We start from the raw sequence: 14,908 nt of genomic DNA on the forward strand, positions 1-14,908 counted from the left end.
AATTTATAGTCATTTATCTCACATATCTTTTGTAATGTAAATACTTGTTCTATAGCAATTAATGATAATATTGGGTGATTTCTTTCCGACATTGTAATACTAACGGGAAAAAACCTTATTTAAACGAGAAATAAATAAAAATATCATTTCCCGTTGCTCTTTCAATAATATACGCAATTCTTTTAACCCAACTTTTAATAGTGTTTTCACAGTATTGACCGACACACCCAATTCCTCCGCCGCTTCTTTATACATACGTCCCCTCAGCATGACGCACTCCACCACGCCACGAGTCTTCTCCGGCAAAGTATCCAACGCTTTCCGAACCACACGGATGACCTCAGGATCAAGTTCATGGGCTTCCTCCTGAGCTATCTGATAATGAGGCAAAGCAAGCAGTTCAGTCTTTATACCCCGCCGAAGCAACTGATTGGTACAAGTATTTTTAACCATAGTGAAAAGAAAAGTACTCAATGCCCGTTCATGTATCCGCTCGTAAAGAGCTTCTTCCCATAGTTTCACCAATTGTTCTTGGACAACATCCTCCGCCGCAGACAAATCATGCAACAACCCGTCAGCAAACACGACCAACGGTTTATAATAGCGGTCAAACAAGGCTCCCATGCCTTCACGTTTTCCCGCCTTTAGTAATTCGATAATCTGTCTGTCACTTACCATGTATATCCATTCCAATAGTAATACAAATATATTATTAAATTTTTATTTCACAAATAAAGGATATTTCTTTTTACTAGAAATACCCTTAACACACACTATATAATACACGAAAAACTATTCCTCGGGTTCAGCGTACATGCTCAAATACTCAACCGTCTTCGATTCGGAGGGACGGCTCATGTTCGCTTCAAGAATCCTTCCTTCTGGGTCAATCAAGATGAAATGAGGAATCCCTTTCACGCAGAAAGCACTCGTGAACGCTTCATCACCTCCCGTGTGAAGTTATATCCCACCTAATTTCTCGCCCTTCACAGTTTCTTCCCATTTCGCTTTGTCTTTATCTGTCGAGATACTCACGAAACGAACTTTCGTACCCTTGGAATGCACGAAACGCAAAGCGAACAAGCACAATACTTAATTATCAAATATCATCTTCACGTATTCCGCGTTTTTTTCTTTCAAGTAACGAATTATCTTTTCCTCCTGATGTATCATTAGCCGTATCCCCTAAATCCAGTACGCATGCCTTTTTACTACTTTGTCGTACACTTCGCTTTATAGGTTACTTTCGTTTCCATGGCGTCCATGATAACCGCTTTCACCGTTGAATTCAGTTCCCCGTCGGTGATCGTTCCCGTGGCGGTTACACGCATCGGCATACTATTATAATTATAGGTAAAAGAAATGTTCAACTTGTACACCGTTTTGCCGTCTTTCACTTCCGGTTTCACGGACACTCCCGCGGAACGATAGCTGAACTTCTGTCCCGTGGGAAGCACGAAGTCCGTCACCTCGACGATCACGCTATCGCGGTGTATCCGTTTCAATTCCAATTTCAACGGCAATTCCCGCTGCATGATCTCGATGTATGCCTTCCCGTCGTACGTTCCGGCAACGGCTGCCCCGTGATCTTTTTTGTCCTTGGCTCCCGCTGATACAACACCTGCCATCCCGGCGGTAACAAACAAAACGAGAATAAGTTGTCCTATAAATTTCATAATCCTGATGGTTTTTCGTCTAAAAGTTTCTATTTTTAGCGCTCGAAAATACAAAAATAAATCCATAGTTCATGAACAAGAACATTTTCTTTACTATCTTGCTGGTTGTTTTCGTGTCGGTGCCCGTTTTATTTACTTCCTGCAATAGCTGTTCCGACCGCCGTACCGGTGATATCGATAAGCTACCCGGGGTGTACCGCGGCGAAGCAACCATCGTGCTACCCGACCACGTGAAAGCGATGGTACCCCCTGAAGCCAAAGACATGATACCGGAAGGCCCCATTCCCTGCGGTATCGAGATACAGGCGGACACGAACGAAACGCTCGCCCTCAAGCTGGTAGACTTCACTATGCCCGTGCGCGGCATCACGGTAGACGCGGCAACGGCAACCATTACCTCTACCAACGGCATCTTTAGCTTAAAGGGAAATGGCAACGTCAGCGTCGGTTCTCGCAAAATGTCCTACACGCATGAAGGAACTATCAAGAACGATAGTCTTGCCCTAGATATTACAGTTTCTATCATCCCCTTCGTCGTGGAGCCTAAAATAGTATTCAAGGGGAAAATAACCAGATTGCCGATCCCGTGATTCCCTACATATCCGGATAAGATTTATCCATAATTGACCGCCGGATATGCAAGGAAATTATACAAGAAAGTGAATAAAAAGATTGACAAAAGCTGACATAACCTTCTCTTTTTAGTTGTTATATGGCAAATATACATTTTTTATACTTATACAGGCACGAGACCTGTTATTTTCTCGTTCGGTGAAAACTTCACTTCAAAAGGAAACACGGAAAAAATAGTCTATGATGAAGCCTCCCGCGAGCCAAGGCTCTATTTTAGATTGAATGATTAAATATATAAAGTCTTCAATCTAAACTCTAAACCTCTTTTTTGGGGTAGTTCTGGAAACATTGTAAATCATTTTCAATTCTCCATTTTCAATTTTCAATTATTTCGTAACTTCGTGCCCGAAATTCGAGTAATAACAAATATAATATAACATGAGAAAAACATTATCTATGGCTGCAATTATTTTACTTGTGGCATCTTGCGGAAAGACGAACGATAACCCGCTGTTGGCGGACTTCGCCACACCCCACCAGACGCCCCCTTTTGACAAGATCAAAGCGGAGCATTACGAACCCGCTTTTGACGCTGCCATCGAGGAAGCACAACGGGATATCGACCGCATCGCCAACTCGAAAGAAGCGCCGACATTCGAAAATACCATCGTGGCACTGGACGGTGCCGGCAAGCGGTTGGGTGACGTGGCAGGTATATTTTTCAACCTGAACGCCTGCCTGACGGACAGCGTGATGCAGGATATCGCACAGAACGTATCGCCCAAACTCACCGCTCACGGCAACGCCATATACATGAACCCCGCTCTTTTCGCCCGCGTGAAACAAGTACACGAACAGAAAGAGAAGTTGAATCTTAACACGGAACAAACGACCTTGCTGGAGAACACGTGGAAAGCGTTTATCGACGGTGGCGCAAATCTCGAAGGCGATGCCAAAGAACGGTTCAAGGAAATATCCGTGGAACTGTCGAAACTAAGCCTCACGTTCGATAAAAACGAACTGGCGGAAACCAATGATTTCGAGTTGCACGTGACCGACGCGAAAGACCTCGCGGGACTTCCCGACGGAGTGAAGGAAATGGCAGCCATGACCGCCAAACAGCGCGGCAAAGAAGGCTGGATATTTACCCTCCATTACCCGAGCATGGGACCTTTCATGAAATACGCCGACAATCGCAACCTGCGCGAGAAGATGTACCGTGCCAACGCCTCCCGTGCATACCGCAACAACGAGCATAACAACGAGGAAGTGGTAAAACGTATCGCAGCGCTACGACTGGAAAAAGCGAAATTGCTGGGATACCCGACCTATGCCGACTATGCCCTCACCGACCGGATGGCAAATACCCCGTCTATCGTGAATAACTTTATCGATCAATTGCACGAGGCATCGCACCGCCACGCGCTGCAAGATAAAGCGGAAGTGGAAGCTTACGCCCGCGCCAAGGGGTTGAAAGGTGAACTGCAACGTTGGGATTGGGCATACTATTCCAATAAATTGATGCAAGAGAAATACGCTCTCGATGACGAGATGTTGCGCCCCTATTTCAAACTGGAAAACGTGCAACGGGGTGTATTCGACCTCGCTACCCGTCTTTACGGTATCACGTTCAAGGAAGTGACTAATATTCCGCTCTACCACCCCGAGGTGAAGACTTACGAGGTTTACGATAATGACGGCTCGTTCCTCGCCGTGCTTTACACGGACTTTTTCCCGCGGGCAAGCAAGGGCGGCGGTGCATGGATGACCGCTTTCCGCGGGCAAAAGATGGTAGACGGCAAAGACCAGCGTCCCCTCGTGTCACTCGTGATGAACTTCACGCAACCCACTGACACGCTGCCGTCACTCTTGACCTTCAACGAGGTAACCACTTTCCTCCACGAGTTCGGACATGCCTTACACGGCATCTTCGGCAAATGTACTTACGGTTCGACTTCCATGGACGGGGTATCCCGTGACTTCGTGGAATTGCCCTCGCAATTCATGGAAAACTACGCACTTGAAAAAGAGTGGCTAGACACGTGGGCAACCCACTACCAGACCGGGGAAACCATCCCGCAGGAATATATCGACAAGATCAAACGTTCGTCCAATTTCCAGTCGGGATACGCCAGCGAACGCCAGTTGAGTTTCGGTATGGTGGATATGGCATGGCACACGATCACCGCTCCTGTTACCGAGCCTCTCGTTGACTTCGAGCAACGTGCCATGGGACGCACGGAGATTATGCCTATCGTGAAAGGTACCGCATTCTGTCCCGCCTTCGGCCATATCTTTGCCGGTGGATACGCTGCCGGTTACTACGGTTACAAATGGGCAGAGGTACTTGATGCCGACGCGTTCGCACATTTCAAACAACACGGTATTTTCGACCGTGCCACTGCCGAATCGTTCCGCCGTGAAGTACTGGAAAAAGGTGCTTCCGAGAACCCGATGACACTCTACAAGCGTTTCCGCGGTCAAGAACCGACGGTTGATGCTTTGCTGGAACGTAGCGGACTGAATTAAGTTAAAAGATAAAAACTAAAAGCTAAAAGTATATTCCTATTCTCAACTTTTAGCTTTTAGTTTTTACCTTTCCTCCTCTACCCGCAATAATAATATTTCTCTACCAATTCCTCCACGGAGATATCCTCGTTTTTGAGTTGTTCACGGAGATCAGCATCGTTGAATTTTCGAAGCGAGGCGATCAGACCATCAATCAGAGCGGGAGCGAACACGCCATATTCCTCGTAAACGGTGCGCTGTTGTTCAAGACAGAGTGCCGACTCGTGACAAGAAGTAGGTAAATGGCTCAACCTATCGGCTATCGCCTTGTTGGCATCGTCGAAAATATTCACGTCCACGTAACGCTCACGGGCATATTGTAAAGCATTTTTCATCTCGAAACCGTGGCGGGCGGCAACGGCGAGTCCGGCAATCAAAAGATAAACGTCTGCCGAACCGTCCGGACAACGAAATTCCACCGTTTGTTTGTTACTGTAATCATGTTCTTCCACGCGTTCCAGCGGGTTGGCATCACGCATCATGTGTGTCGCCCCGCTAGTCCAACCGAGCGGTACGCGCACGAGCACGGAACGATTGCGATCTCCCCAGCAGATATTCGTGGGCGCCTCTTGATGAGGCACTAGCCGAAGATACGATGTCGGGTTCGTGTTCCCGAAAGCGGTCAACGAAGGTGCGAGATCAAGATACCCGGCAATCGCCTTCAAGGCATTGTCCGTCAACTTACCGTTTTCTACCATGGCATTTTTGCCGTCCTTGCTCAAACGGGTGTGGATGTGCAAACCGCTACCGGCTTTACCCACGGTAATTTTCGGGGCAAATGTCAAGTCTACCCCGTACTCGTGTGCCAGCGTGCGGAGTATCCATTTGGCAATCATCAACTGATCGGCGGCGTCTTCCATACGGGTAGGCAGGAACTCTATCTCGTTCTGTTCGTACGACTGGCAATCAAGCGTGAAATTACCCACCTCGGAATGCCCGTACTTGATCAATCCCCCGGTAGAAGCGATGTACTTCATTGCCAACTCGCGCAACTCCTGACCTTTGCAGAAAGGCATCGACTCGTGATACCCGCGCTGGTCGGGTATATCGAAATAACTCTCCACCTCGGTTACCACGTAGTATTCCAACTCTCCCATCACCTCGTATTCCATACCCGTTACCTGCCGTAACGCTTCGTGAGCCTTGCGCATGGCGTACTCGGGCGACATTTCGAGAGGTTTGCCGTCCTTCGTGTAAAAACTGCAAAGAATATCTACCGCCGGGATCTGGCTGAAAGGGTTGAGGAACGCCGTGCGATAGCGGGGCAACACGTAGAGGTCGCTCGAACCCGCCTCTATATAAGGGAAAAGACTCGATCCGTCCACTCGTTCGCCACAAGTAAGGATATTATCAAGATGCTCGATACTGTTAATAATAAAGTTTAATGTCTTCAATCGTCCGTCCGCCCCGGGGTAGCGGAAGTTTATCATCTCTATATCATTCTCTCTCACGTAACGAATGATGTCCTCCTTGGTAAAATTCTTCGGTTCTTTTTGTAGATACCGCGCCAGAACGTGCGGGTTCAACGAGTAATCAGGGTTCATAAATATATAATTTAGAAATTAAAATTCAGAATAAAAAATAAAAAGAGCGGTCGCGGGATCACGACAACTTTACCCGGGAAGTAACGTCAGAAAAAGTAATCAGGGTTCATGTACTCTCTTCTAGTTTACAATTCTTGTTCGTTCCAAATATACGAAAAAGTTTATAAAGTTCATAAGATTTACAAGCTTATGTCATGTTATAAACTTTATTAACCTTATGAACTTTATAAACATTATAAACTCATTTATCCAGTTCATTCAACGCAAAGGCATACGCCCCGAAAGCGATTGCCTTGCTTGTACCCAATCTCGTTATCACCACGGCAGCACGTTTCACAGGATCGTAATCCACCGTTTCCGTCGTACCCGGAATGATAATCTGCCGGGTAGTCGGGGCAAGGAATGCCTCACGATCCGCCGGGTCATCCAAGAAGAAAGCCTTCATTTCCATGCGATCGACCGGGGAGCCGTCATACATGCACAAGCTTCCGTTCAACTCCCGCATGACGGCAGGCATCAGATACTTATGAGCCGCGATAATACCGCCACCGATCACGACAATACCGTCAATCACGGCGTTCATCGAGGCGATAGCTTCCCCGAGCACTTCCCCGGAACGGGCGAAAGCCTCACGTGCCGCCTCCGCGTCCCCGTCAAGCGTACCCTCGGCAATATCGAATATATCTTTCGGTGTCAAATCACGTGTGTCACCCGACAAACGAGCGTATCCCCGCCGAATAGCCCGTATAGAGATACCCTCTTCCACACCGTAACGGGGTTCCCGCTTGTCACGCAGTACCCATACCTCGGCGGCAGCACCATTATCCCCGAGAAACAGTTCCCGATCCCGCACGACACCACCCCCGAACCCGGTTCCCAGCGTGATGCCGATCAGATTCTTGTACACCTTGTTTTTGCCCACTTCCTGCAATATCCGGTTCACCTCCGGCAAGGCTCCCGCCAACGCCTCCCCGTAAGCGAAAAGATCACCGTCATTATTAATAAACACGGGTATACCGAACTCCCGTTCCAAAAAGGCTTTCAACGCCACTCCCCCTTGAAACGCCGGCAAGTTTTTCAAATCACCGATAATCCCGTTCACGTAATCCGCCGGACCGGGAAAAGCGAAGCTGATTGCCACGGGGGCTTCCGGTAGCTTTTCCTTGATCGCGGCGAACCCCGTGACCATCGTCGCGAGGCATTTATCCAAATCCCCCCCGTTGGAAGGCAACGTGAGCGGCGTCACGATTTCCGCGTTGGACTGTATGGCAGAGAACACGAAATTCGTACCCCCGGCATCCAACGTCATCACTATTCTTTTATCAAACTGGTACATAACTTTCTATATTTATGATTTAAGACTGACGATTTATGACTACAACATGAGAATCGAAAATCATAAATCATCAATCAAAAATTATTTAGTTTTTATCCCAAACGAGCAGTAAAGCAGGTAACAGAGGCAACCGAGGATCACGAAAAGCGACCCTGCCTGACTACCGAGCAGGTCGGTAAGATATCCCATAAGCGGCGGCACCACGGCACCCCCGAAGATTCCGGTAACCATAAGACCCGATATTTCGTTCGCTTTCTCCGGACGTGCTTGAATAGCCATGGAGAACACGAGCGAGAATATACTGGAACAGGTGAAACCTATCAAGGCGATCAAAGCGAGGATAGCGTATTGTCCGCTGACAAAGAATAACACGAGCAATCCGGCAATAGCCACGAGGATATTCACCCGGAAATACTTGTTACCCGCCACGCGTGCCAACAAGAACGTACCGATAAACGCACCGATAGTACGGAACGCAAAATAAGTGCTCGGCCCCACCGCGGACTCGATCTCGGTAAAACCGCATCGTTCCATCAATAACTTGGGAGCAACCATATTCGTACCCACATCGACACCTACCACGAACACGATTCCGAGGAATAGCAGGAAAATCGTCCTGTCCTTCAACAACCCGAACGTCGCACCCCATGAAGACGCTTGTTCCGGAGCCTCTTCCCGGATATGCACCGCCATAAGCCAGAACGTCGACAAGAGTGTCAATCCCGCGAATATCGGGAACAGATACTGCCAATTCCCCAGTACGGAAGCGGCAAAAGCAGCGATAAAGGGTCCACAGAACGAGGAAACCGCTTTAAGTACTTGTCCCGCCGTGAGCGAACTGGCAAGCACGTTACCTTTAACGACATTTGTCAAAAGCGGGTTTAACGACACTTGCAGGATCGTGTTACCGATTCCCAAAAGGGCAAACGCCACGAAACAGGTAATCATGTTGTAATCGACGAAAGGAATCAACATTCCCACGATAGTAATAAACATACTCACCAACACGGTTCGTTTCCGCCCGATACGGTTCATCAGTATTGCCGCAGGGACAGCCAGCAACAAAAACCACAGGAACACCATAGAGGGGAGAAAGTTCGCCACCGTCTCACTCAATTGAAAATCTTTCTTTACAAAACCGACGGAAATTCCCACCACGTCACAAAATCCCATGATGAAGAATCCGAATAACACAGGCAATAAAGCCTTTACACTAACAGACTTTTCTTTCATAATATATAAATTAACACATACAAAATTCCACAAAAGAGGCGTCTAATGTACGGAATTCAATTGAAAGTTGAAACAAGAGAACCTCGAAAAGAGATAACGTTTTCTCGTTTTCAATTTTCAATTAATTTCGTCATGATATAAGCGGGGCCGAAATACTCGGACTCCTCCCTTTCCCGGGCGACATATCCCATCTTCTCGTAAAAACCGACCGCCGTAAGACTTGCCGACAAATGCAGCACGTGAATATTCCGCTCCAAGGCGACCTCTTCCGCGTGTCGCATCAACCGCTCGCCAATCCCCTGCCCGTGAGCATCCGGCGCCACGTAAAGGGCACATACCTCATCTCCCACCAACCCAACAGTACCCGACACGACACCATTCACCTCCGCCACGAACATGACACGTCCGGCGGTCAACTCCCGCAGGTACGCCGGAGAAAACAAACGACACATGTAATCAATCACCGCACCGTCATAATCCCGGCTATTCACCTCCACGAGATTTTTCCTAATTAAACGGGACACCGCTTCCGCGTCCTCTACATCAAAAGCGCGTATATTTATCTGCATCATTTCCGGTTCATCACGTTCATAATCTGTGTACCCAATCCCACGCGATACCCTCTTGACATGAAAGCCACTTCCCCCTTGTCATTCACGAGAACTACCAACGGGAGATTGCCCGTGTCACGGAGTTGCAATCCTTCTGCCAGACGCCGGAGCAACTTCCCGTCGCTGTCATGCCCCCAGCGTATCACCGCGGGGAACGGACGGAAATCGGAAGGACGGAATTTTTGCAAATTATCCTTATCTTTAAACACGACATAGAGCGGGACACCCAACCGTTCCAACTCGTCCTTTATACTGCCCATGTCACGCAACAGATGATTGGTCGGTTCCTTATCGGCTTCCACCACCGCAATAGCCGTGTAGCCTTGCCGGGGCAAAGATATGTCCCCCGGTGACATTGCCCCCTCCGGCGTGAACGCCAAGGGCAACGCAACGTGTCCCGCCAATTCCACCCGTTCCATCACGGGAAGAATCCGCAACTCGACATCAGTCTGTTCACCCGCTTCCACGCGAAAGGTTGTCAATCCCGCCATCACCGCCCCGTCACTCCGTCTATTACCGGTAGAGAGCGTGTAATAACCCGCTTCCAGTTCCACGGGAGCGGCGAATATCTTACTGTAAGAAGCGCCTGCCCCCATATCGACATCGGCATTACTTCCCAAGTCAATCACGCGTACCCCGCCGTTCTCGAGCTTCCCGATCGTGAAGTTCAAGAAATATTTCGGGTCCCCGACCGGGGCTCCGGAGTAATGGAGCATAAATTTCCCTTTCGGCATGGCTTGGTCCGAGGCAAAATTCACCGTGTACCACATATCGTCCAAACAACATTCCGCCTTACCGGAAACTGCCCCCAATCTAGCCGGAATCCCCACTGTACGGCAAAGCGCCACGAAGAAAATATCCCGGGAAAGCCCATCAGTCACTCCCGCCCTCAAAACCCCGACAGGCGGGGTAGCCACCTTGGCCGGATAGTTCACGATTCGCGTTCGCTCGATATATCGCAACAACCGTTCCGCCATAGCACGCCGCCCGAGAGTATCCCCGCCCGAGAGTACCCCTTCACGTGCCAACGCCGCCCGAATCGGTTGCCGGAAAGCCGTTATCAATTCATTCTGAACCCGCGGGTTCAACACGTAGTCCCGGAAAAGGGCATCCTCCTCGAAATCCCTCGTCCCTTCCAAATGGTCGAGCCACACGTCAGCGGGGGTATCCTGCAAATCTTTCTCCGCCACGACATCCAGCAGCGCCATCGCCCGTTCCTTATCCCCCGACAAGCGGAACAAGCGTTCTATCTCCCGATAATTGCCTCGCGCAACATTTATATACCGGGCAAAACGAGCGGTGTCGACGCCCAATTCCGTCGCCACGCGGTGCGCCTCTCCGGGTGTCATAAAAGCGGCAACATAAGCATCCCGGATAGAATCCTCGCGCACGAAACGACAATCGTTTTCGGCTCTCTCCCCCGCCGAAGTCAACGCCTCGATATCCCGCTGCACGGGCGGAACCAACTCAAATTCAGCGGAGAAGAGTTCTCCCTCCCGCTTATCCAACGTCACCACGAGCGTGTCCCGTTCGTTCACGGGGAACCGCACCACCCCGAAGCGAGCGCCCCGACTTGCCCAAACCACGACATCCCCCTCTCCCAACGTCAGGTGCGTTTCTCCCCGCGCATCGGAATGGAGCGTCACCACTGGATAGAACTCCCCGTAATTAAATATCTTGTATTCCACTTTAGCGTTTTCCACGGGATTCCCCGCCGTGTCTTTCACCTGCACCACGGTTCTCGCCGCACGGGTGTAACGGGAAGTCACGTTTACAGCCGAACTGTTCTCATTCGTTGACACGATCTCCTCCTCCCCCTCGTATTTCCCGAACACTTCCGCCTCCACGTACATCGCTCGCTGCACGGGCAAGGTAAACCACGCGATATTCAGCCTCGGTTCCGGCTCGCATGCCCCCAAGTACTTCCATTCCCCGTCTATCCAAACCTCTATCCACGCGTGATTATCATCGCAATGCGCCCAACGGGGCGTGTATATCTGCCGCGCGGGAATCCCCACTGCACGCAATGCCGCCAGAGCGAACACGGACTCTTCCCCGCACCGCCCGTAAGCCCGCTGCCTCGTGGCAAGAGGCGAAGACGTGCGCGCATTCGTCGGTCGATAAATCACGTTCTCGTGACACCAGTGATTCACCTCCAACGCCGCCCGCTCCATGTTCCCGCAAGCGGCAACCCGTTCTTTCAATTCATTGAAAAACACCGCTCTCGCCGTGTCAAGATTCTCTTTACCTCCCCGCACCGGAAGCACGAAATGCCGGAAAATATGTTCCGGTATCTTTTCTCCCCACGGCATCTCTTCACGTGCCCGGAATGCCAGACGCACGTTGTCAAGCAAGAACTCCCCGCCCGACAAGGAAATATCAACGAGCGGCGAATAAGCGTAGAGGAAAGTCAACGCCTCCCGCTCCGCGAGAGTCATTTCGGTATTAAACACGTCGAACAGTACCGTGTCAGCCTCCCCGAACACGGCTTTTTTCTGTTGAAAATCAACCTCTACCATTTCACGGTAGACGGCATCGGTTATAAAATGTTCTTCCCTCTCACAAGCGCACACCAGCAACGTGAACAGGCAAACGACAACAATTTGTTTCATGGTATTTCTATTTAACATTTCAAAGTTAAGAAAAAGTTCCGTGGATGCAACATTTTTCACACACGAACGCTCAATCCGATTCTTTTTCACGTTTTCAATATATTACAACTACCCCATGTAGACAACAAAAAAGAGTAGCATCATATTTTTTCGCACATATTACGGGAAATCAATATTCTTTTATACATTTGCATCCATTTAATACAAATATTTATGCAATAAATGAAACCCACATCTAACACGCTATATCATATATCCGCTTTCCTTATCATCTCCATCTGGGGAGTCACGTTCGTGTCCACGAAAGTACTGTTAAATAACGGACTGACACCGGTTGAAATTATGCTATACCGCTTCGCCATCGCGTACATTCTTCTTTGCGTGCTGGAACATCGCCGTTTGTGGGCAAACAGCGTGAAAGATGAATTATTATTCATAGCTTCCGGTATCACAGGCGGTTCACTCTATTTCGTGACAGAGAATATCGCCATCGACTACACGCTGGCATCCAACGTGTCAATCATACTATGCACGGCACCGATCCTGACCGCCTTACTGTCACGCATGTTTATCCGGGGGGAAAAGCTGAAGAAATCATTCGCATGGGGGTCCCTCGTGGCTCTCGCGGGAGTGGTGCTTGTCGTTTTCAACGGGAGCATCGTGCTGCAAGTAAAACCGATCGGGGATTTACTCACACTTGCCGCCGCGTTGTGCTGGGCGTTCTACACGATTATACTGAAAAAACTAGACACTTACCCGACAGTGTTTATCACCCGTAAAGTGTTTTTCTACGGGCTGGTCACGTTACTACCCATGTTCCACTTCTACCCGTTACACTGGAATGCGGAAGTGTTTACTACACCGCAAGTGTGGGGCAACCTTCTATTCTTAGGTATCGTCGCCTCCTTTATCTGCTTCATCGCATGGAATAAAACCGTGAAAGTACTGGGAGGTATCCGGGCAAACAATTACATCTATCTTACCCCGCTTGTCACACTCATCGCCTCCGCCGTCATCTTGCACGAGCATGTCACGTTTATCGCCATCGGGGGTGCCTTGTTGATTATCTGCGGGGTATATATCGCGGAAAAGGGATTCCCGACCTTCAGGAACAAGACACGGTTCCCTTAAAAAGAGAAGTGGCAAAAAGGTCTATTTTTTGCCACTCCATACATTTACAAAATTATCTCTAATCCTTATTTATCTATATCCAACACCACTTCGTAAGTCGAATTCGGTTTGAAATCCGGGTCATAAATAATCAGAAAATTCTCGTCCACGACAGCCTTCCAGTCCTGTCCGGCAGCCAGACGAGGATTGTTCAAACGCGCCGGGAAGAAATAGTTGAAGGGTAAATCCAACACGTGTTCCTGTTTGAACTTATCCCCCTTCATGCGTTCCAGACTGAAATTCTCGTTTGTCTTGATCTTGATAATACATTTCTTTCCTTTTACCTTGGAAGTTACCGTGAAATCCGTTTCTCCCGGAACTTCCTGCAAACGTACCTCCCACTTCGGATCGCCATAATACGCCAACACATCGCGGTCATGCCAAAAACCGATCTGATCCATTGTCGGCCTCTGACCCATCACCTCTTTGATTCTTCTCTTGCCAATCGCAAATTCACTCCCTTCAAAGTTATAGTTCTCCTTGATCAAAGAAGGATACCACTCGTTTTGCTGGTACAGGAAATCCTGCTGGTTCATGTATATTGCCTCAGCCAAAGTATAGCGTCCCGGGTTGGTAACCCAATATTTCAGACCACCCCAACCGTTACGACCGTGCCAAGTAGTTACCACGTAGCCGATCATGGTAGCGGCGTTACCGCTATTCATCCAAGCGATAGCCATACTCTCCTTCGTGTTGTTCACGTTCCCTATCAAACAGTTACCCACGGCAAAATATACCTTACGCTTCCCACTTTCTTTCAAATCCCACGTGGTATTGGCAAAATGATCCCGCGCATACAATTTACCATTCTTCGCCAAAATATTTCCAAGCGAGTAAGGCATTTCCAAATTTCTCTCCGTGGCATGAGCCGCAGTCACTACCAAATCCGGATTATACTCGGCGTAAATATCCGTGAATTTCTTCAAGACGGTCTTCGGGTCTATCTGGGCGGTCTGCACTTTCGCGTCTCTACCTTTCTTCTCGCCCCAAAGCCCGCGGCTATGATCGTCAACCCAAGCGTAATTATCAAACCATTTCGCACTATTCAACTCCATGATCGTGGCAACAGCATCTTTCACCAACAAAGGTTCCGTACTGTTGTTCACCATTTTCATTGCCGCATCCGCATCATAGCCCGTGATAATACCCCACAAGAAATCGGCAAAAATATCATTGTCGACTTCCCGGCTCACTTGATGCATATCTATCACGTAATCACGTCCCAAGTTCTCCGGTTTCTCCACGATTGCCACGTAACGGGGACGCACCCGTTGAAGATCTGCCAGATTCTCCCGGGGAGCTTTCTCGTAAAAGAAAACCTCCGCTTTATGCTTGTTTTTCAAAGCATCCACAACCTGCATCCAAGCTGCATCATTCTGCACGTCTTTGGATGCCAACACAACATACTCGTTTCGGGTATTACCGCCCCCCTTTTTCTTCTGGGCAAATGACGGAATCACCGAAATCATCAAACACAATAAAATTGATAATTGGTAAATTTGTTTCATCTCGCAATAAATAATATATAAAACACAAAATAATTAATTTCCAAATATAAACATCTATCCCCCTCCTTGCTCCGCAG

At 48.8% G+C, this 14,908-nt stretch carries 11 protein-coding genes; 3 read left to right on the forward strand and 8 right to left on the reverse strand.

Annotated features, from left to right (window positions below):
* Positions 1-99 precede the first annotated feature (99 nt).
* Positions 100-678 (reverse strand): RNA polymerase sigma factor, encoded by a 579-nt coding sequence (locus ACK8P8_RS20930; RefSeq protein ID WP_410026273.1) that lies wholly within the window; start codon positions 676-678, stop codon positions 100-102.
* A 533-nt stretch (positions 679-1,211) separates the two neighbouring features.
* Positions 1,212-1,676, reverse strand: a complete 465-nt coding sequence (locus tag ACK8P8_RS20935; RefSeq protein WP_099290372.1) for a hypothetical protein — start codon at positions 1,674-1,676, stop codon at positions 1,212-1,214.
* Positions 1,677-1,747: 71 nt separating this feature from the next.
* Here ACK8P8_RS20935 and ACK8P8_RS20940 point away from each other — a divergent pair, with 71 nt between their 5' ends.
* Positions 1,748-2,266: a calycin-like domain-containing protein gene (locus ACK8P8_RS20940; RefSeq protein WP_410026274.1), complete on the forward strand. Its 519-nt coding sequence runs from the start codon at positions 1,748-1,750 to the stop codon at positions 2,264-2,266.
* Positions 2,267-2,687: 421 nt separating this feature from the next.
* Entirely contained in the window at positions 2,688-4,778 is a 2,091-nt protein-coding gene (locus tag ACK8P8_RS20945) for a M3 family metallopeptidase (RefSeq protein WP_410026276.1), read from the forward strand.
* A gap of 77 nt (positions 4,779-4,855) precedes the next feature.
* Here ACK8P8_RS20945 and ACK8P8_RS20950 read toward each other — a convergent pair whose 3' ends face one another.
* The 5 genes from ACK8P8_RS20950 to ACK8P8_RS20970 form a co-directional block, all read right to left on the reverse strand.
* On the reverse strand, positions 4,856-6,361 hold the full coding sequence (locus ACK8P8_RS20950; protein ID WP_227215299.1) for a glutamine synthetase family protein: 1,506 nt from the start codon (positions 6,359-6,361) through the stop codon (positions 4,856-4,858).
* Positions 6,362-6,602: 241 nt separating this feature from the next.
* Positions 6,603-7,697 carry an ROK family protein gene (locus ACK8P8_RS20955; protein WP_227215300.1) on the reverse strand — a complete coding sequence of 365 codons (1,095 nt, stop codon included), beginning with the start codon at positions 7,695-7,697 and terminating at the stop codon, positions 6,603-6,605.
* Positions 7,698-7,778: 81 nt separating this feature from the next.
* The gene (locus tag ACK8P8_RS20960; protein WP_227215301.1) at positions 7,779-8,930 is read right to left on the reverse strand and encodes an MFS transporter; all 1,152 of its coding nucleotides are present in this window, start codon (positions 8,928-8,930) and stop codon (positions 7,779-7,781) included.
* A 110-nt stretch (positions 8,931-9,040) separates the two neighbouring features.
* A complete protein-coding gene (locus ACK8P8_RS20965; protein WP_410026277.1) occupies positions 9,041-9,502 on the reverse strand; it encodes a GNAT family N-acetyltransferase in 462 nt (153 codons plus the stop codon).
* A complete protein-coding gene (locus tag ACK8P8_RS20970; RefSeq protein ID WP_410026278.1) occupies positions 9,499-12,153 on the reverse strand; it encodes a transglutaminase domain-containing protein in 2,655 nt (884 codons plus the stop codon). The genes ACK8P8_RS20965 and ACK8P8_RS20970 overlap by 4 nt, the downstream gene beginning before the upstream one ends.
* Before the next feature lie 222 nt (positions 12,154-12,375).
* On the opposite strand from ACK8P8_RS20970, the gene ACK8P8_RS20975 reads away from it, so the two are divergent.
* Positions 12,376-13,284, forward strand: coding sequence for a DMT family transporter (locus ACK8P8_RS20975; protein WP_410026279.1), 909 nt, complete (start codon positions 12,376-12,378; stop codon positions 13,282-13,284).
* A 65-nt stretch (positions 13,285-13,349) separates the two neighbouring features.
* On the opposite strand, the gene ACK8P8_RS20980 is transcribed toward ACK8P8_RS20975, so the two are convergent.
* Complete coding sequence (locus ACK8P8_RS20980) at positions 13,350-14,831, reverse strand: hypothetical protein (RefSeq protein WP_410026280.1); 1,482 nt, start codon at positions 14,829-14,831, stop codon at positions 13,350-13,352.
* Positions 14,832-14,908 lie beyond the last annotated feature (77 nt).

It is taken from the genome of Butyricimonas muris (assembly GCF_046365375.1).
Classification (GTDB): Bacteria; Bacteroidota; Bacteroidia; order Bacteroidales; family Marinifilaceae; genus Butyricimonas; species Butyricimonas muris.

Bases quoted from the DNA above. Each gene is read 5' to 3' on its own strand.
- ACK8P8_RS20970 (WP_410026278.1), bottom strand. From the start codon at position 12,153: ATGAAACAAATTGTTGTCGTTTGCCTGTTCACGTTGCTGGTGTGCGCT.
- ACK8P8_RS20940 (WP_410026274.1), top strand. From the start codon at position 1,748: ATGAACAAGAACATTTTCTTTACTATCTTGCTGGTTGTTTTCGTGTCG.
- ACK8P8_RS20950 (WP_227215299.1), bottom strand. From the start codon at position 6,361: ATGAACCCTGATTACTCGTTGAACCCGCACGTTCTGGCGCGGTATCTA.
- ACK8P8_RS20935 (WP_099290372.1), bottom strand. From the start codon at position 1,676: ATGAAATTTATAGGACAACTTATTCTCGTTTTGTTTGTTACCGCCGGG.
- ACK8P8_RS20945 (WP_410026276.1), top strand. From the start codon at position 2,688: ATGAGAAAAACATTATCTATGGCTGCAATTATTTTACTTGTGGCATCT.
- ACK8P8_RS20975 (WP_410026279.1), top strand. From the start codon at position 12,376: ATGAAACCCACATCTAACACGCTATATCATATATCCGCTTTCCTTATC.
- ACK8P8_RS20965 (WP_410026277.1), bottom strand. From the start codon at position 9,502: ATGATGCAGATAAATATACGCGCTTTTGATGTAGAGGACGCGGAAGCG.
- ACK8P8_RS20955 (WP_227215300.1), bottom strand. From the start codon at position 7,697: ATGTACCAGTTTGATAAAAGAATAGTGATGACGTTGGATGCCGGGGGT.
- ACK8P8_RS20960 (WP_227215301.1), bottom strand. From the start codon at position 8,930: ATGAAAGAAAAGTCTGTTAGTGTAAAGGCTTTATTGCCTGTGTTATTC.
- ACK8P8_RS20930 (WP_410026273.1), bottom strand. From the start codon at position 678: ATGGTAAGTGACAGACAGATTATCGAATTACTAAAGGCGGGAAAACGT.
- ACK8P8_RS20980 (WP_410026280.1), bottom strand. From the start codon at position 14,831: ATGAAACAAATTTACCAATTATCAATTTTATTGTGTTTGATGATTTCG.